14 protein-coding genes are annotated in these 17,830 nt (G+C 61.6%); 11 read left to right on the top strand and 3 right to left on the bottom strand.

The window, feature by feature from the left end; all coding sequences use genetic code 11:
* Positions 1 to 34: 34 nt before the first annotated feature.
* Positions 35 to 1,033 carry a methyltransferase gene (locus H0I86_RS25910; RefSeq protein ID WP_180922672.1) on the bottom strand — a complete coding sequence of 333 codons (999 nt, stop codon included), beginning with the start codon at positions 1,031 to 1,033 and terminating at the stop codon, positions 35 to 37.
* A gap of 33 nt (positions 1,034 to 1,066) precedes the next feature.
* Positions 1,067 to 2,032, bottom strand: a complete 966-nt coding sequence (locus H0I86_RS25905; RefSeq protein WP_180922671.1) for a 2-hydroxyacid dehydrogenase — start codon at positions 2,030 to 2,032, stop codon at positions 1,067 to 1,069.
* 82 nt (positions 2,033 to 2,114) lie between these two features.
* Here H0I86_RS25905 and H0I86_RS25900 point away from each other — a divergent pair, with 82 nt between their 5' ends.
* The 8 genes from H0I86_RS25900 to H0I86_RS25865 all read left to right on the top strand — a co-directional run bounded on the left by H0I86_RS25900 (position 2,115) and on the right by H0I86_RS25865 (position 14,350).
* Positions 2,115 to 2,744: a LysE family translocator gene (locus H0I86_RS25900; protein ID WP_180922670.1), complete on the top strand. Its 630-nt coding sequence runs from the start codon at positions 2,115 to 2,117 to the stop codon at positions 2,742 to 2,744.
* 138 nt (positions 2,745 to 2,882) lie between these two features.
* Positions 2,883 to 3,986 (top strand): hypothetical protein, encoded by a 1,104-nt coding sequence (locus tag H0I86_RS25895; protein WP_180922669.1) that lies wholly within the window; start codon positions 2,883 to 2,885, stop codon positions 3,984 to 3,986.
* Positions 3,987 to 4,250: 264 nt separating this feature from the next.
* Positions 4,251 to 5,933 carry a fatty acid--CoA ligase gene (locus tag H0I86_RS25890; RefSeq protein ID WP_180922668.1) on the top strand — a complete coding sequence of 561 codons (1,683 nt, stop codon included), beginning with the start codon at positions 4,251 to 4,253 and terminating at the stop codon, positions 5,931 to 5,933.
* A 337-nt stretch (positions 5,934 to 6,270) separates the two neighbouring features.
* Positions 6,271 to 8,160, top strand: a complete 1,890-nt coding sequence (locus tag H0I86_RS25885) for a DUF1302 domain-containing protein (RefSeq protein ID WP_180922667.1) — start codon at positions 6,271 to 6,273, stop codon at positions 8,158 to 8,160.
* 28 nt (positions 8,161 to 8,188) lie between these two features.
* Positions 8,189 to 9,553: a DUF1329 domain-containing protein gene (locus H0I86_RS25880; protein ID WP_180922666.1), complete on the top strand. Its 1,365-nt coding sequence runs from the start codon at positions 8,189 to 8,191 to the stop codon at positions 9,551 to 9,553.
* A 332-nt stretch (positions 9,554 to 9,885) separates the two neighbouring features.
* Entirely contained in the window at positions 9,886 to 12,621 is a 2,736-nt protein-coding gene (locus H0I86_RS25875; RefSeq protein ID WP_180922665.1) for a winged helix-turn-helix domain-containing protein, read from the top strand.
* Between the two features lie 114 nt (positions 12,622 to 12,735).
* The gene (locus H0I86_RS25870; protein WP_180922664.1) at positions 12,736 to 13,236 is read left to right on the top strand and encodes a methylated-DNA--[protein]-cysteine S-methyltransferase; all 501 of its coding nucleotides are present in this window, start codon (positions 12,736 to 12,738) and stop codon (positions 13,234 to 13,236) included.
* A 385-nt stretch (positions 13,237 to 13,621) separates the two neighbouring features.
* Positions 13,622 to 14,350 (top strand): helix-turn-helix transcriptional regulator, encoded by a 729-nt coding sequence (locus H0I86_RS25865; protein WP_180922663.1) that lies wholly within the window; start codon positions 13,622 to 13,624, stop codon positions 14,348 to 14,350.
* 1 nt (position 14,351) lies between these two features.
* Here the strand turns inward: H0I86_RS25865 and H0I86_RS25860 are convergent, their stop codons facing one another.
* Complete coding sequence (locus H0I86_RS25860; RefSeq protein WP_180922662.1) at positions 14,352 to 15,032, bottom strand: acyl-homoserine-lactone synthase; 681 nt, start codon at positions 15,030 to 15,032, stop codon at positions 14,352 to 14,354.
* Positions 15,033 to 15,480: 448 nt separating this feature from the next.
* Between H0I86_RS25860 and H0I86_RS25855 the strand changes: the two genes are divergently transcribed.
* From H0I86_RS25855 to H0I86_RS25845, 3 genes are read left to right on the top strand one after another with little or no spacing between them, the layout of a single operon-like run.
* Entirely contained in the window at positions 15,481 to 16,749 is a 1,269-nt protein-coding gene (locus tag H0I86_RS25855; protein ID WP_180922661.1) for a beta-ketoacyl-[acyl-carrier-protein] synthase family protein, read from the top strand.
* 2 nt (positions 16,750 to 16,751) lie between these two features.
* Positions 16,752 to 17,558 (top strand): MaoC family dehydratase, encoded by an 807-nt coding sequence (locus H0I86_RS25850; protein ID WP_180922660.1) that lies wholly within the window; start codon positions 16,752 to 16,754, stop codon positions 17,556 to 17,558.
* Entirely contained in the window at positions 17,555 to 17,821 is a 267-nt protein-coding gene (locus tag H0I86_RS25845) for an acyl carrier protein (RefSeq protein WP_009050743.1), read from the top strand. Before H0I86_RS25850 ends, H0I86_RS25845 begins: the two co-directional genes overlap by 4 nt.
* Positions 17,822 to 17,830 lie beyond the last annotated feature (9 nt).

Raw genomic sequence — 17,830 nt, 5'->3', positions numbered from 1 at the left:
TCCATTCGGCAAGCGTTCTTTTGCAAAAAGGTTTTCAGCCGCGCCTGGCGCTGTAGATGCGAAAACCCTGGCCTTCGGCCTTGATCGAACAAGGGCCGAGATGCTCTTCGATCAGCGGTTGGTAACGCAGGAAGCTGTTGGCTACCAGCCGGAGTTCGCCACCGGTTTTCAGATGTTTGGCTGCTTTTCGCAGCAGGTTCTCCGTTGCCTGATAGTCCGTGTGGACCCCGACATGGAACGGTGGATTGGTCAGGATGGTGTTCAAGCCCATGGGCGCGGCATCGATGCCGTCACCGGTCAGGACCTCGGCTTCCAGGCCATTGGCGGCCAGGGTCAGGCGACTGCTGGCAGCGGCGAAGGCGTCGACGTCGAGCAGGGTCACGCTGTTATGCGGGTAGCGACGCTTGATCGCCGCGCCCAGAACCCCGGCGCCGCAACCGAAATCCAGCAGGTGGCCGCTGGGCAGCTTGTCCAGGTGTTCCAGCAACAAGGCGCTGCCGCGATCCAGGCGACCATGGCTGAACACCCCCGGCAGGCTGACCACTTTCAGTGGCCCTTCGGCCAGCGGCAATTCATATTCCTGGGCCAGGCTTTCCAGGCTGACGGCTTGCGGCGCGTTGTCGACCGTCACTTGCCACAGCTGGCAGTGTCGCGCGCTGTCGAGCTTGCGCGGTTTGCCGAAGGGGTTGAGCTGCTTGGCCGCGCGTTCGATGCCGCTGCGTTTTTCCCCGACCAGGTACAGCTCGCGCCCGGCCAGGCGCGAGGCGAGGGCGTTGAGCAGGTAGTCGGTCAGTTCCTTGGACTTGGGCAGGAACAGCACGGCGTTGGCAAAGTCTTGCTCGGGGGCGGTCACGCCGAAGTGGCTGCGTCCGGCGAAACGCGCATCCAGCGCGGCCTGGTCGCCAGCATGCCAGCACCAGCCATGGGCGGCCGGCAGGCGGCCGAGCAGGTCATCGGCGGGCAGGCCGGCCAACAGCAGCGAGCCTTGAAACAAGTCAGCCTGACGAAGCAGTACTTCACTGCGCGGATCCATAATCTGCTCCTGGGAAAAAAGTGGCGCAGTTTATCAACTGACGACCCGCAGCGCTGTACCGCTGAAAAACGCCTGGGCGTTTTCCGCCAGCTGGCCGACGATGCGCTGCCGGGCTTCGCGGCTGCCCCAGGCGTTGTGTGGGGTCACGATCAGTCGCGGGATGTCGTGGGTCAGCAGCGGGTTGCCGGTGGTTGGCGGCTCCACGCTCAACACGTCGGTGGCCGCTCCGCCCAGGTGACCGCGGCGCAGGGCGTCGGCCAGTGCCTGCTCGTCGATCAGGCCGCCACGGGCGGTGTTGACCACGAAGGCCTGGGGCTTGAGCAGGGCCAGCTCCCGGGCGCCGATAAAGTGCCGGGTGTGTTCGTTGAGCGGGCAATGCAAGGTCAGCGCATCGACTTGCGGCAGCAGTTCATCCAGCGGTAAACGATCAGGACGGGCCGGACGACCGGGAATCTGCCCCAGCAGCACGCGCATGCCGAAGGCTTCGGCCAGGCGGGCGACGGCGCCACCCAGCTCGCCATGGCCCAGCAGGCCCAGGGTCTTGCCTTGCAGCTCGACGATCGGGAAGTCCAGCAGACAAAACTGCCGCGCCTGCTGCCAGCGACCGTCACTGACCGCCTGGCGGTAATCGTCGAAGCGGGTGGCGAGGTTGAGCAGCAGCATGAGGGTGTGCTGGGCCACCGATGGCGTGCCGTAGCCCTGGCAGTTAGCGACTGTAATGCCCTGGGCGCGGGCGGCGGCCAGGTCGATATTGTTGGTGCCGGTGGCGGCAACCAGGATCAGTTTCAGCCCGGGGCAGGCGGCCAGGGTTTCGGCGTTGAGCAGCACTTTGTTGCTGATCGCCACCTGGGCTCCCAGCAGGCGCTCGACCACCTGTTCGGGGTTGGTCCGGTCATGCAGTTGCAGTTCGCCGAAGCTGTGGTGCAGCGCGCCGAGGTCGAGATCGCCGAGGTCCAGGGAGCTGTGGTCGAGGAAGACGGCGCGGCGATTGTTAGTCATCAACTGTACCTTTTGCACGAGGGTCTGAAGGCGTAATCTGCCGAGCCTAACAGATGAAATAATTAGATACACAGGAGTGTCCATGTACCTCGCCGAGTTCTTGACCATTGCCCTTATTCACCTGCTTGCCGTGGCCAGCCCGGGCCCGGATTTCGCCGTCGTGGTACGCGAAAGCGTGACCCACGGTCGCCGCGCCGGCACCTGGACGGCATTGGGCGTCGGTACCGCGATCTTCCTGCACGTGGGGTATTCGCTGCTGGGGATCGGTCTGATCGTGTCGCAATCGATCGTGCTGTTCAACGCGCTGAAATGGGCCGCCGCCGCTTACCTGCTGTACATCGGCTACAAGGCCCTGCGGGCGCAGCCGGCCAAGCCCGCTACCGAGAACCTGCATCTGGAAGCCGGCGAGCGCACTGCGCGCGGCGCGTTCACTTCCGGCTTCGTGACCAACGGCCTGAACCCGAAAGCGACGCTGTTTTTCCTGTCGCTGTTCACCGTAGTGATCAATCCGCACACGCCCCTGGCCATCCAGGCCGGTTACGGCGTGTACCTGGCGGCGGCGACGGCGACCTGGTTCTGCCTGGTGGCGCTGTTGTTCAGCCAGCAGAAAGTCCGCGCCGGTTTTGCCCGCATGGGCCACTGGTTCGACCGCACCATGGGCGCGGTGCTGATTGCCATCGGGGTGAAGCTGGCCTTTACCGAGATGCATTGAGTCGGTCTTTCCCGCTTAGGCTCTTATCAGATATTTCTGATCATTAATTGGGATTAATCGTACAATCGTCCGCTTTTATGCCACTCCGGCCGGTCGAGCCCCTTGACCGGCCGGAGGGCGCGCGAGACCGGACGCTTGATGACGATACAAAAAGTACCGCAGCAGTTGCTCTATCTGGTTTATGGCGGCAAAGAGGTTTATCGCCATGAAGCGAAATTCAGCATTCTGACGGCCCTCGACCAGAGCAAGAGTGCCGAGCCGCTGGTGATTCGGGTCATGACCGACCGTCCCGAGGATTTCCACGGCTGGCCGGTGCACGTGGTGCCGTTGAGTACGCAAACGCTGGTCGAGTGGCAGGGCGACCAGGGCTACTACCATCGGCGCAAGGCCTGTGCGTTTGCCGCGGGCCTTGAGCTGGCGGACAAGACCCTGTTTGTCGATACCGACACCTTGTTCGAGGCCGACCCGCAGCGGCTGTTCGAGCGCATTGCGCCCGGCCAGTACCTGATCGATGAAGACGAGTTTCTCTGGTCCGAAGTCCGTACCCGCCCCGAGTTCGTCAAGCTCGACCGCTACCTGCAGGCCAGCGGTCAGTCGGTGCCCGACGATCAGCGCCTGTTCAACAGCGGGGTCTGTGGCCTGACGGCTGGCGACGGTCCGTTGATGCAGGCCTCGATTGCCTTGATCGATGAGTGGAGCGCGCACATCAAGGACCTGCACACCCTGGAACAGATCGCCCTGTCATTTGCCTTGCGCGGTCAATCCGTGGGCGAGAGCAAGAGTTGCATCTATCACTATTTCTCCGACAAGGACTTCTTCCACGCCATGCAGGCGCTGTTCTTCCAGCGTCACGGCGAAGCCTTCCGGCCGGAGCTGTTGCGCATGCAGCGCGAGGTGCCACGGCGCAAAACCTTGCCGTCGCTGTTTCAGCGTTCGCGGATCAAGTTCTACTTGAGGCGGCAGAACAAGGACATGCAAAAGGTCGGGCGTGACCTGCTGTATGGCAGCTGTGGCCCGATCTCGCCCTATGTCGAGGCTTGCCGCCATGTCTGGTGGGATCAGGGGCTGCGCCAGATCCAGCGCCGGGGCATGAGCCAGCAGGCGCCGATTCGCGCTCTGGCGCGTGGCGAATGGCCAGCCGGGTTGCCCCGGCCGCAAAACCGCGACGTGGAAAAACGCCTGCGCCACTACCTGCAACAGCAGTTGCAGCCGCACGGGCCTGCGCACGGGGCTAAGTCATAGGGCCACGTAATGGGCCTGGCGCCTTGAGCTGATTCGGGGCACCGAGCTATTCCCGCGAAGGGTGGCCGAGCAAACGGCTTGATGGTCGTGCAAGTGCCTTCCCATGAAGGCAGGCGGGCAAATCCCCGGTCGCACGAATGCTGGCTTGGAGCTAGCATTCGTACGGTTCTGCAAATCATTCCTTTGGCTGATTTGGCAGAGCCAGCGGCGCTCTAGAGTGAGCGTTCTTCAGCCACGACCGTGCAGTCACGAAAAGGGATGCTTATGTTGCAGACTCGCGTTATTCCGCCAGCCGAAGGCGCTTACCAATACCCGCTATTGATCAAGCGGCTGCTGATGTCCGGCACCCGTTACGAGAAGACCCGTGAAATCGTTTACCGGGACAAACTGCGTTACAGCTACCCAACCCTGATCGAGCGCGTGGCCAGGCTGGCGAACGTGTTGACGGCTGCCGGGGTCAAGGCCGGGGATACCGTGGCGGTGATGGACTGGGACAGCCATCGCTACCTGGAGTGCATGTTCGCCATCCCGATGATCGGCGCGGTGATCCACACCATCAACGTGCGCCTGTCGCCGGAACAGATCCTGTACACCATGAACCACGCCGAGGACCGCTTCGTGCTGGTCAACAGCGAGTTCGTCGGGCTCTACCAGGCGATCGCCGGGCAACTGACCACGGTGGAGAAGACCCTGTTGCTGACCGACGGTCCGGAAAAGAGCGCCGACCTGCCGAACCTGGTGGGCGAATACGAGCAGCTTCTGGCGGCGGCCAGCCCCCAGTACGCCTTCGAGGATTTCGACGAAAACTCGGTGGCCACCACCTTCTACACCACGGGCACCACGGGCAACCCGAAGGGTGTGTACTTCACCCACCGCCAGCTGGTGCTGCACACCATGGGCGTGGCGGTGATCATGGGCAGCATCGACAGCGTGCGCCTGCTGGGCACCAGCGACGTGTACATGCCCATTACCCCGATGTTCCACGTGCATGCCTGGGGCCTGCCTTATGTGGCGACCATGCTCGGCCTCAAGCAGGTCTATCCCGGCCGTTACGACCCGGAGCTGCTGGTGGAGCTGTGGCGCAAGGAAAAGGTCACCTTCTCCCATTGCGTGCCGACCATCCTGCAGATGCTGCTCAATGCCAAGGCGGCCCAGGGCACGGATTTCGGCGGCTGGAAGATCGTCATCGGCGGCAGCGCGCTCAACCGTGCGCTGTACGAGGCCTCCAAGGCCAAGGGTATTCAACTGACGGCGGCCTACGGCATGTCGGAAACCGGGCCGCTGGTGTCCTGTGCGCACCTCAACGAAGAGCTGCTGGCGGGTACCGAGGATGAGCGCACCACCTACCGGATCAAGGCCGGCGTGCCCGGGCCTCTGGTGGAGGCGGCGATTGTCGATGGCGACGGCAACTTCCTGCCGGCCGATGGCGAGACCCAGGGTGAGCTGGTGCTGCGCGCACCCTGGCTGACCGAAGGCTATTTCAACGAACCGCAGAAGGGCGCGGAGCTATGGGAAGGCGGCTGGCTGCACACCGGCGACGTGGCGACCCTCGACGGCATGGGTGTGATCGACATTCGCGACCGGATCAAGGATGTGATCAAGACCGGAGGCGAGTGGGTATCGTCCCTGGCCTTGGAAGACCTGATCAGCCGGCACCCGGCGGTACGCGAAGTAGCAGTGGTGGGTATTCCCGATCCGCAGTGGGGCGAGCGCCCGTTTGCCTTGCTGGTGGTCCGCGAAGGGCATGCAATCGAGGCCAAGGAGCTCAAGGAGCATCTCAAGCCGTTTGTCGAACAGGGGCACTTGAGCAAGTGGGCGATTCCCAGTCAGATCGCCCTTGTTACTGAAATTCCCAAGACCAGTGTCGGCAAGCTCGACAAGAAGCGCATCCGCCTCGACATCACCGAATGGCAGGCCAACAACAGCACCTTTCTTTCTACCCTGTAAACACCTCCTGCCGTGCCCGAAAGGGCACGGTAGAGCCCACCAAGCAAGCGCTTGCCTTGTCAAATCCGAATTTTCAGCCATCCTTGCCGTGCCGGCATTTGCCGGACTGGCGAAAGGACCGTTCCAGAGTGGTTGGAGGCTGCAAATCACACTTTAGAGGGATCAAGCCGTACCACCTGCTGGCTATAGTCCGCCCAAGGATTTTTAAGAACGGAGCAACCGCACAACACGGGGCGATGCAACTTTGAACGACTTCGGGGCTGACTGGGTTCCGCCCGTTCAGAGCGTTTTTAAAAGTGCTCACTGCCATAACAATAAAGCACATGGAGTAGCGTCGATGACATCAGTAAACCAGTTCTGGCGCCGGGCGAAACTGCCTCTGGCCGTCAGTCTCGCCTCTACGCTCGCCGGACCTGCCTTCGGCGTCAGTTTCAACATCGGTGAAATCGAAGGTCAGTTCGACTCTTCTCTATCGCTGGGTGCGAGCTGGTCTACCCAGAGCCCCAACAAGAATCTGATTGGTGTCAACAACGGCGGTCATGGCCTGTCCCAGACCTCCGACGATGGCCACGCTAACTTCAAAAGCGGCGAAACCTTTTCCAAGATCTTCAAGGGCATCCATGACCTTGAACTGAAATACGGCGACACCGGCGTCTTCGTCCGTGGCAAGTACTGGTATGACTTCGAGCTCAAGGACGAAAGCCGCGAGTTCAAGGACATCAGCGACAGCAATCGCAAGGAAGGCGCCAAGTCCTCCGGCGGGCAGATTCTCGACGCCTTCATCTACCACAACTACTCGATCGCCGAGCAGCCGGGTTCCGTGCGTCTGGGCAAGCAAGTGGTGAGCTGGGGTGAAAGTACCTTCATCGGCGGCGGCATCAACTCGATCAACCCGATCGATGTGTCCGCTTTCCGCCGTCCTGGCGCGGAGATCAAGGAAGGCCTGATCCCGGTCAACATGTTCTACGTCTCCCAGAGCCTGACCGACAACCTCTCGGCCGAAGCCTTCTATCAGCTGGAATGGGACCAGACCGTCGTCGACAATTGCGGCACCTTCTTCTCCCAGCCGGACATCATCGCCGACGGTTGCACCGACAACCTGCGCGTGCTGAACAAACGCTCGACCATTCCATCGATTGCCCTCGGGCCATTGGCCGCCGCGGGCGTCGACGTCAACCAGGAAGGCGTGCTGGTACGTCGTGGCCCGGACCGCGATGCACGGGACAGCGGGCAGTGGGGCGTGTCCTTCAAGTACATGTACGAGCCGCTCGACACCGAGTTCGGCGCGTACTTCATGAACTACCACAGCCGTGCGCCGATCTTCAGCGCCACCGGTGCTCCGCAGTCGGTCTTCGATCGCGTGGCGGCCTTGCCTCCAGCGTTCCGCGCCTTGGGCCCACTGGTGGTTGCCGGTAGCTCCGAGTACTTCGTCGAGTACCCTGAGGACATCCGCCTCTACGGCCTGAGCTTCTCCACCACCTTGCCTACCGGTACCGCGTGGAGCGGTGAGATCAGCTATCGCCCGAACGCTCCGGTGCAGCTGAACTCCACCGATATCCTGTTCGCCGGTGTTCGTCCCCTGGGCGGGACCCTGGCCAATGCCTCGCTGCTCGACGGCGTGCCAGGCCAGGACCTGCACGGCTATCGCCGTAAAGAGATCACCCAGCTGCAGACCACCTTCACCCACTTCTTCGATCAGGTCATGGGTGCCAGCCGCCTGACCCTGGTCGGTGAAGTCGGCCTGACCTACGTGGGCGGCCTGGAGAGCACCTCCAAGGTTCGTTACGGCCGCGATCCGGTCTATGGGCCGGGCGAACTGCCTGCCACCGGCAGCCTGGACACCTGCTCGCAAATCCTCAATACCAGCACCATCAACGGCGCAGGTGCGGGCGCGGCGACCAACAATCGCAGCCGCAACTGCAACGACGACGGCTTCACCACCTCGACTTCCTGGGGTTATCGCGGTCGTGCCATCTGGGAATACAACGACGTGTTCGCCGGTGTGAACCTCAAGCCGAACGTGGCCTGGTCCCATGACGTCAGTGGTTACTCGCCTGGTCCTGGCGGCAACTTCGAGGAAGGCCGCAAGGCCATCAGCCTGGGCGTGGATGCCGAGTACCAGAACACCTACACCGCGAGCCTGGCCTACACCAACTTCTTCGACGGCAAGTACACCACCGTGGATGACCGTGACTTCGTGGCACTCAGTTTCGGCGTGAACTTCTAAGCACTGCATTTTCAGGAAGAACAAGAATATGAAAGTAACCAAGAGTCTGTTGCAGGTCGGTGTCCTCGGGCTGTCGCTGCTGGCGACCGGGGTCATGGCCGCGGTCTCGGCCGATGAAGCGGCCAAGCTGGGCACCTCCCTGACGCCGATGGGCGCGGAAATGGCCGGTAACTCCGCCGGCACCATTCCTGCCTGGAAAGCCTTGCCGACCAACGCCGGCAATGTGGACGGCAAGGGCTTCCTGTCCAATCCGTACGCCAGCGAGCAGCCGCAGTTCACCATCACCGCGCAGAACGTCGAGCAGTACAAGGACAAGTTGGCGCCGGGGCAGTACGCGATGTTCAAGCGCTACCCTGAAACCTACAAGATGCCGGTCTATCCTTCCCACCGCGGTGCCACGGTGCCCGCCGAGGTGTTCGCCGCGATCAAGGAAAATGCCACCAAGACCAACCTGGTCAGCGGCGGCAACGGCCTGGAAAACTTCAAGACCGCCATTCCGTTCCCGATTCCGAAAAGCGGCGTGGAAGTCATCTGGAACCACATCACCCGCTATCGCGGCGGCAGCGTGACCCGTCTGGTGACCCAGGCGACGCCACAGGCCAACGGCTCGTTCAGCCTGGTGTACTTCCAGGACCAGTTCGTGTTCCGCGACAAGATGAAGGACTACGATCCGGCGAACCCGGGCAACATCCTGTTCTACTTCAAGCAGAAAGTGACCGCGCCGGCGCGCCTGGCCGGTGGTGTGCTGCTGGTGCACGAGACCCTCGACCAGGTGAAGGAACCGCGCTCGGCCTGGGTCTACAACGCCGGCCAGCGTCGTGTGCGTCGCGCCCCGCAAGTGTCGTATGACGGTCCGGGTACCGCGGCCGATGGCCTGCGTACTTCCGACAACCTCGACATGTACAACGGCGCGCCGGACCGCTACGACTGGAAGCTGGAAGGCAAGAAGGAGATGTACATCGCCTCCAACAGCTACAAGCTCGACTCGCCGCAACTGAAGTACGCCGACATCATCAAGGCCGGCCACATCAACCAGGACCTGGCGCGCTACGAGCTGCGCCGTGTCTGGCACGTGGTCGCGACCCTGAAGGAAGGCCAGCGTCATATCTACGCCAAGCGTGACTTCTACATCGATGAGGACACCTGGCAGGCCGCGGTGATCGACCACTACGACGGTCGTGGCCAACTGTGGCGCGTGGCCGAGGCGCACGCCGAGAACTACTACGACAAGCAAGTGCCGTGGTATGCCCTGGAAACCCTCTACGACCTGCAGTCCGGCCGTTACCTGGCACTGGGCATGAAGAACGAAGAGAAATCGGCCTATGACTTCGGCTTCACCGCCACCACCAGCGACTTCACCCCGGCGGCCCTGCGCCAGGATGGCGTTCGTTAACCCGCGGTAAATCGAGGCGCATCCTCGATCGACGCCCCGACTGGTTCGGGGCGTTTTTTATTGTCTGGGTATTTCTACAAAACACGGGGGTGAGCTCCCGCTGAAGCGAGTTCACTCGAGAAAAAGGCGCGCCGGGCGAGCCGAGCCCAAGTGAAACCGCATCTCCTGCAGCGCAAGCCGGCTCGCTCATGTTGGGAAGGTGGAAAGCGCTGACAAACCCGGTTGTATTCTTTTTCTAGCCATCTGTAGCAAAAATCTTCAACAGGGGGCTTTTTACCGCTAGTCTGCCGACATCTGTATTGCCGACAACAGCACTTCAATAAGAGTTGGCCATGACTGATCTGTCCCGTATCCAGGGGCCTGCCGGTGCGGCCATTCCCGCGCCGGAAGGGCGCTTCTACCGACCTCCCTTGCCCGACGGCTACGTACTGCGGCCGCGTCTGTGCGAGCGCTTGAGCGCGGGCCTCAATGGCCGGTTGCTGTTGGTCAGTGCGCCGGCCGGTTTTGGCAAGAGTTCGCTGGCGGTGGAGTTCTGCCAAAGCCTGCCGCCGCACTGGCGCAGCCTGTGGCTGGGGCTCAGTCGCCGGGACAGCGATCCGGGACGTTTTCTCGAACGCCTGCTCGAGGGGCTGCAGCAGTATTTCGCTCAATTGGGCAGCCAATCCCTCGGGCTGCTGAAGATGCGCCAGCGCCACCAGCCCTTCGCCTTCGAAGAATGGCTGGACGGCCTGCTCGACGAGTTGGCGGCCCATCTTTCCAGTGCGTCCCCCTTGTTGCTGGTGCTGGACGATTACCACCTGGCCCAGGGGCCGGTGCTCGATCGTTGCCTGCAGTTCTTTCTCAATCATTTACCCGACGGCCTGTTGGTGCTGGTGACCAGCCGCCAGCGTCCGGACTGGCACCTGGCGCGTCTGCGCCTGTCGCGGCAGTTGCTGGAACTGCACGAGCAGGATCTGCGCCTGACCTATGACGAATCCCTGGCCCTGCTCGACCGGCACAGCAGTTCGCTGCGCGGCGAGGCGCTGGAAAGCCTGATCCTGCGCAGCGAAGGCTGGGTAGCGGGGTTGCGTTTCTGGTTGTTGGCGGCCTCGGAGGCGGGCAACGGTGGAACCTTGCCACAGTCGCTGAATGGCGGCGAAGGCCTGATTCGCGACTATCTGCTGGAAGAAGTCATCGATTGCCTGCCTGCCGAAGTGCAGTCGTTCCTCTACGACACGGCGCCCCAGGAGCGCTTCTGCAGCGAACTGTGCGATGCGCTGCGCGAGTCCCATGACAGTGCCGAGATCCTGCGTTATCTGTTGGCCCACCAGGTATTTCTGGTGCCGCTGGACGAGCAGGGGCACTGGTACCGTTATCACCACCTGTTTTCCGACCTGCTGCGCACCCGGCCCACCGCCAACGCGGTATTGCCACCGGCCAGCCTGCACCTGCGCGCCTGTCGCTGGTTCAACGCCCAGGGGCTGCTGGACGAAGCGGTGGAGCAGGCGTTGCGCGCCGGGCACCTCGATGTGGCGGCGAACCTGGTACAGAACCTGTCCGAGGAACAACTGCTGGCCGAGCAGAACGTCGGCATGTTGCTGCGCTGGAAAATGGACTTGCCCGACAGCCTGCTGATCAGCACCCCACGGCTGATCGTGCTGTACAGCTGGGCGCTGGGGCTGGCGTGCCAGCTGGATGCCGCCGAGGAGCTGGCCAGCCATTTGAGTCGCTTCCTGCCGGCCCCTTCGGCCACCGCGCAGAAATCCATGCTGGCGCAATGGCTGGCCTTGAGCGGGATCGTCGCCCGCGGACGGGGAAATCGCGAGCTGACCCTGCGGTACTGCACCGAAGCTCTGGAAACCTTGCCCCAGAAACGTTACGGGCAGCGGCTGGTGTGCCTGTCGACCCTGTCCAACCTGGCGATCGCCGATGGCGATTTGTGGCGCGCCCGGGGGCTCAACCGCGAGTCCCTGGAATTGGCGCAGCGGGTCGGCAACCCCTTGTTCGAGGCCCTGGCCCATTACGACCGGGCCCGGGTGCTGCAAGCACGCGGCGAGATCCTGCGGGCGCTGGATGAAGTGCGCCAGGGCTTGCAGCGCTTGTATGGCCTGTCCACGCAACGCCTGTACGCGGTACGTGCGCGGCTGACGCTGTATGAGGGGTATCTGCTGACGTTGCGCTGCCAGCCCGAGACCGGGCTGTCGCGCTTGCGGGCGGGCCTGGTCGAGGCCCGGGCCTGTCGCGATATCAGCGTGCTGATCGGCCATTGCGTGATCGCCAACCTGGAAGGTCACAACGGTGAGTTTGCCAAGGCCTTTGCCGAGTTGGCCGAGGCCGAACGCCTGATGCACATCTGGGACGTCCCGCCGATCTACTACTTGGCGATGATCACCCTGGTCAAATGCGAACTCTGGCTGGCCCAGGGCCGCACCGACCTGGCGCAGGCCTGGCTGGCTCGCCTGGGGCAGACCTACATCGGCGATCAGGCCGCCGCGGCGCCGGAATTTCATCCACAGCTGCCGCTGCATATCGAGTTGCAGCAAGCCTTGCTCGACAGCATCCAGGGCGCGCCGGCCCTGGCCGAACAGCGCCTGGACAAGCTAGTGGAACATGGCCGCGAGACCGGGCGGCAGATGCTCAATGTGATGGCCTTGAATCAGAAGGTCGCGTTGTTGCTGGTCGAGGGGCGCGACCCCGAGGCCCGGCAGGCTTTTGCCCAGGCGCTGGAGGCGGCCGTGGGCGGGGCATTGCAACCGTTCGAGTGGGCGCTGCGGGCGCATCCGGCCTGGGTCCGCGAGCAGCTTCAGCAGGGGCCGGCGACGTCATTGCGCCAGACCTTGCTCGAACGCCTGCCGGTCGCAGTGGCGCGCGAACCTGTGGAGCAGCATCACGGCGAAGCCCTCAGCTCCCGTGAGCTGGCGGTGCTGCAACTGATCGCCCAGGGCTGTTCCAACCAGGAAATCAGCGATCAGTTGTTTATCTCGCTGCACACCGTGAAAACCCACGCCAGCCATATCAACAGCAAGCTGGGGGTGGAGCGTCGCACCCAGGCCGTGGCCCGGGCCCAGGAGCTGGGCTTGCTGGGTTAAATTCCACCGCAAGAAACGTAGTTCTTGCGCTTGAATGTCGATCTACAGTGCAGGCGTATCGGGATGAAGGCCAAGTCCGGGCCTGATCTCCCTGGAAGATAAAGGAGGCTTAGCATGTCCTGCGTATTCAAATTGATGAACTCGCCTGTCGGTCAACTGACCCTGGTTGCCAGGGGCGCGAAGCTCGCCGCGATTCTCTGGGAGAGCGAGCGCGAAAACCGCGTGCGCCTCGGCTCGTTGCAGCCTGCCGACGATCATCCGGTCTTGCTGGAAACCGAACGCCAGCTCAAGGAGTACTTTGCCGGCAGCCGCGATCGCTTCGAACTGGAGCTGGACTTCGTCGGCACCGAGTTCCAGCGCAAGGTCTGGCAGGCGCTGCTGACCATTCCTTTCGGCGAAACCCGCAGCTACAGCCAGATTGCCGCACAGGTTGGCAGCCCCAAGGCCGTGCGCGCAGTCGGCGCGGCCAATGGCCGGAACCCGATCTCGATCATCGCCCCCTGCCACCGGGTGGTCGGCGCCTCGGGCAGCCTCACCGGCTTTGCCGGCGGCTTGCAGGCCAAGCAGTTCCTGCTGGCGCTGGAGGGCGAGCAGACCTTGCCGCTGGATTTCTAGCCCTGTCGGCCAGGGCTTTGTCGGCGTGACAGGCAAGCGGCTGGTGACAGGAACATCTTGTCTCCAGCAGCGGTTGTAGAGCGGTTGCAGCGATATCGTTCGGTATTAACCGAACGGGTAATAAGAGTTTTGTATTCTGTCGTCAAAAAAGCATCACAAACCGCCCGCTATAATTCTCCCGAAATACAACTAAAGCCGTATAGCTCGCCTGCTTGATTTCTATCAAGGCATAACTGAATATAGCCCGCCAGCGTATCTGGATTTACCTACTTGGTAGGTCAGCAGCTATGTATTCACGTGCTTAGGCATAATAAGAAAAATCTTGCACCGTCTTCACCCTCTCCCGAGAGACTGAAGTAATCCTGAAATATGACGAGCTCATGACATGGATAGTCGACTCAAATACTCTGACTTTATTCCGGCCGATGAAAGTAATTCAAATGTCTGTTTAAATTTAGAGCTTGAAAAGCTGTTGGGTGATCTGCAAGGGGCAAGTTATGCCTACTTTGCCGCCCCTCGAAACCGCGAAGTAGCCCCTCTTATTATTTCGAACTACCCATCGCGCTGGCTGAAAGCCTATAAGAATGCCAACTATCATTTGATCGATCCGATCATTCATCACGGCCTTAAAAGTTGCGCGCCATTTTCCTGGAGCGACGCCCTCCAGGCCGCCTCCTGTGACAAGAGTCGGGAGTTGTTTCGGCGTTCCAGCCAATACCGTATCTGCTCCGGCGCCACGTTTACCCTGCATGACGCCTGCGGCATGTTCAGTTCGCTGAGCCTTTGCAATGGTGGGTCGCAAGCCGACTTTGAGCGCCGTATGGCCGACCAGCAGGGGCAGCTACAGATGGCGCTGATCCGCTTTCATAGCCGGCTGTTGAGCCTGCGGGCGATGGACGAGCTGTTCCCTGAACCTCAGACCGGGCCGCTTTCGGCCAGGGAGCTGGGGGTGCTCAAGTGGGTGATGATGGGCAAGGCCTACCGGGAAATCGCGCTGATCTGCGCGATTTCCGAGCGGACGGTCAAATTTCACATGTCGAACATTTCTGGAAAGCTGCAGGTCTGCAACGCCAAGCAGGCAGTCTACGAGGCTCAGCGCCAGGGCATCCTCTGATTCAGGCGCTGATCCGCTGAGGCTCGTAGAACGCGGTGTGGAGCGGGTTCAGGCGCTGCGGCCAGTAGTTGAGCTGCGCGGATGACAAGAGGCATTTGCGAGCGATGCTGGACAGCAGGCGCTGACGATTGGTGTCGCTGATCGGCATGTTCAGCAGCAGCACCTTTTCTCCCGGCGCGGCCTCGCCGGTGTCCATTACTTCGTAGTGCCAGCCGGCGTTGCGGACGATCCGTCCCATGGCGTTGCTGACCACCGTGATGATCGATTCCAGGCTGCTGCGCGCGGCATGGTTGTGCATGCACAACAGGAGCATTTCGGTCAGCGGCAGATGGGCCAGGCCGAGCTGGCGCGAGCGGGTTTTGTCGACGAAAAAGCGGCTGGATTCGGCCATCAGTGCCTGCTTGGGCGGCGCGCAGCGGAAAAAGTCGCGGAACGGCCCTTCGACCATGTAGGGATCCAGGGTGTTGATCAGGCGCAGGCCGGCCAGGGGCACGCCTTTCCAGGTACCGATCAGGTAGGTGGTGCGCTCGTTGTCGTACTCATCGAACTCGATGTCATTCTTTATATTAACCTTCCAGTTCAAACGATCGGCGAATACTTCCTTGCGCAGACCATACAAATCGGCGACCCAGGGGTGGGGTGTCGCACTATAGTCGAGCGCGTGAAATTCGATGGATTCCATATTGTTGAAGTTCTTCCATGGGATATTGTCAGTACTAAGGATTGAGCTCGCACAGTTCGCGGAGAGTCAACTTGCGGCTAAGGCAAATCAATTGTGCGGCGCTTGTTAGTTTAACAATGTCTGCCCGGAGACAACCTGTACTTAGGTGCAGTTGCAGGTTATCTGACTTGATTTTCATTACGCACTTGGCCATCTGTACCTAGATACAGTTGTCCTCCCCGGGCAATTGCGACAACTTATGCCGGGCAGTGGTTAAGCCCCCAATAACGCCGTAGAGCTGAGCTTTGCAATGTTGGACGATTGTTCCAACTAGTGCGTACATGGCTTGTACTTGCGAGTACTCCACTTGCCTTAATCGTCGAATATGCCAATGGCAGTCTGAGTGTCTGGATCAGGCTTCTTCACGCTGCGTGGCATCTCCAGCCAAGACATCGAAACAGGGAAGATCATGGAAAAGTCCGCCTCTTCAGAACCGCGCCGGGTGGTTGTAACCGGTTATGGCGCCATCTGCTCGCTTGGCGAGAATGTCGAAGCCATCTGGGATGCAATGATGGATTACCAGATCGGTTACCGTCAGCACAGCTTCGACGATCCGAGCATCCATGCGCGTTACTTTGGCTTTATCGATGACTTCGGTCGTGAAGCGATGCGTCCGTTCTCGAAGAAAATCTCCAAGATGTTGCCGCTGTTCGCCAAATACAGCCTGGTGGCCACCCACGAGGCGATCCGCATGGCGTTTGGCGACACGCCCCTGGATGAGGTCGTCTCGCCCTTCGATCGCGGCGTGATTCTGGGCACCGGCTGGGGCGGGCTCGATACCGCCAACAGCAACAACAACGAATACCGCGAGCAGGGCATTTCCACGTCCTTCGCCACCGTCATGTCGATGTGCAATGCCGCGACCGCCGGTATCACCATGAACTGGAACATGCGCGGTATCCAGAACAGCCCGGTGGCGGCCTGCGCCACGGGCACCATCGCCATTGGCGAAGCCTACGAGGCGATTCGCAGCGGCCGCGCCAAGGTGATGATCGCCGGTGGCAGCGAATCCCTGAAAGAGCAGTTCAACGTCTGGTCGGTGGATGTCATCCAGGCCTTGAGCAAGGAACAGGAAAACCCACGCCTGGCCTGCTGCCCGTTCAGCAAGGGGCGCAGCGGCTTTGTGCTCTCCGAGGGCGCGGCGGTGTTGTGCCTGGAAGACTATGAACTGGCCCGGGCACGGGGCGCGAAGATCCTCGGCGAGATCACTGGCTACGCCAACTATTCGGACGCCTACGACATGACGGCCCCGGCCGAAGACATGCAGGCCCGGGTGCGGGTGATCAATGACGTGTGCCAGCAGGCAGGCGTAGAGGCGTCGCAAATCGACTACGTCAACCTGCACGGCACCTCGACACCGCTCAACGATGTCAACGAAACCCGCTCGATCAAGCTGGCCCTGGGGGATGCGGCATACAGCATTCCGATGTCCAGCACCAAGTCCTACACCGGGCACTTGATCGGCGCCGCCGGCTCGATGGAGGCGGTCTTCTGCCTCAAGGCCATGGCCCGGGGCACGATTCCGGCGACTATCCATATGGATGAGGCCGACCCTGAGTGCGACCTCAACTACGTGCCCAACGAACACCTGCATGGGCAGACCCTGAACAACGTGCTGAACCTGAGCTTCGGCTTCGGTGGCGCCAACGCCGGCATCATGCTGCGCAAGGTGGTCTGATCATGCAGCTGCAATTCGGAGCCGAGCAGATCGAGGCCTGGGCCGGTCTCTCCGGCGATCGCAACCCGATCCACTTCGACCGCGAGGCGGCGCGCCGCATGGACGCGGCCGATGTGGTGGTGCATGGCATGCTCGCGCTGCTGCCGGTCAAGCAGCGCATGGGGCGTGTCAACCCGGTGCTGCCCCAGGACTGGATGCAGTTCAAGGCGCTGCTCAAGACCCCGGTGCTGCGCGACAGCACGGTGGCCCTGTCGACCCGCGAACGCAGCGACAGCACAGGGTTCAAGTTGCACTCGAGCGCTGACAACAGCGAACACGTGATCGGCCATGTACGCATCGTCGAGGCGCCGGAGTGGTCATCCACAACCCCGGGCTTCCTGCTGGCACAGGAGGAAGTCGCGGCCTGGCTCGCGCGCTTTCGTGATGACTTGGGCCGGGAGCTCGATGACTGGGTCGCGCTCGATGCGCTGATCTTTTCCCACTTCATCCGTAACCATCTGGGCGTGATCTTCGATTGCCTGTCCCCGCAGTTCCGTCAGCGGCAGCGGCCGAACCGGCTCGAGGATCTGTCCGATCACCTGGTGGTGCAGACCAGCCACCAGATCACCTTCTGCACATCGCTGCGCTCGCTGGGCGAGTTGCAGACCGATATTCGCTGCGAGATCGACAACATCCACCTGATCGAAAGCCCCGGCAAGGCCGTGGGCACCCTCGATCTCGGGGTGCATGTCAGCGATCGCCACGTAATGACCATCACCCTCGGCCTGATGATAAAGGCCCTTCCAACCTCCCAAGGAGCTATGCAATGACCACCGTAGAGAAAGTATTTGCCGTTGTTCGCGACCTCATCCTGGAACTCAAGGATGTCGACGAAAACGATGTGACCCTCGATACCAACATCGAAGCGATGGAGTTCGACAGCCTGGACTTCGTCGAGATGCAGGTCGTGGTGCAGAAGAAGATCGGCGTGGCGCTGGATCCCGACTCGTTCGTCAGCCGCAAGATCGCCACGCTGCGCCAGCTGTGCGAGTTCGTGGTCGAGCTCAAGGAATCGGCCGCTGTCCCTGCCTGACTGGCAGGT

It is taken from the genome of Pseudomonas chlororaphis subsp. aurantiaca (genome assembly GCF_013466605.1).
Classification (GTDB): domain Bacteria; phylum Pseudomonadota; class Gammaproteobacteria; order Pseudomonadales; family Pseudomonadaceae; genus Aquipseudomonas; species Aquipseudomonas chlororaphis_I.
Note: the sequence above shows the minus strand (reverse complement) of the source record. Positions and strands in the feature narration are given on the sequence as shown.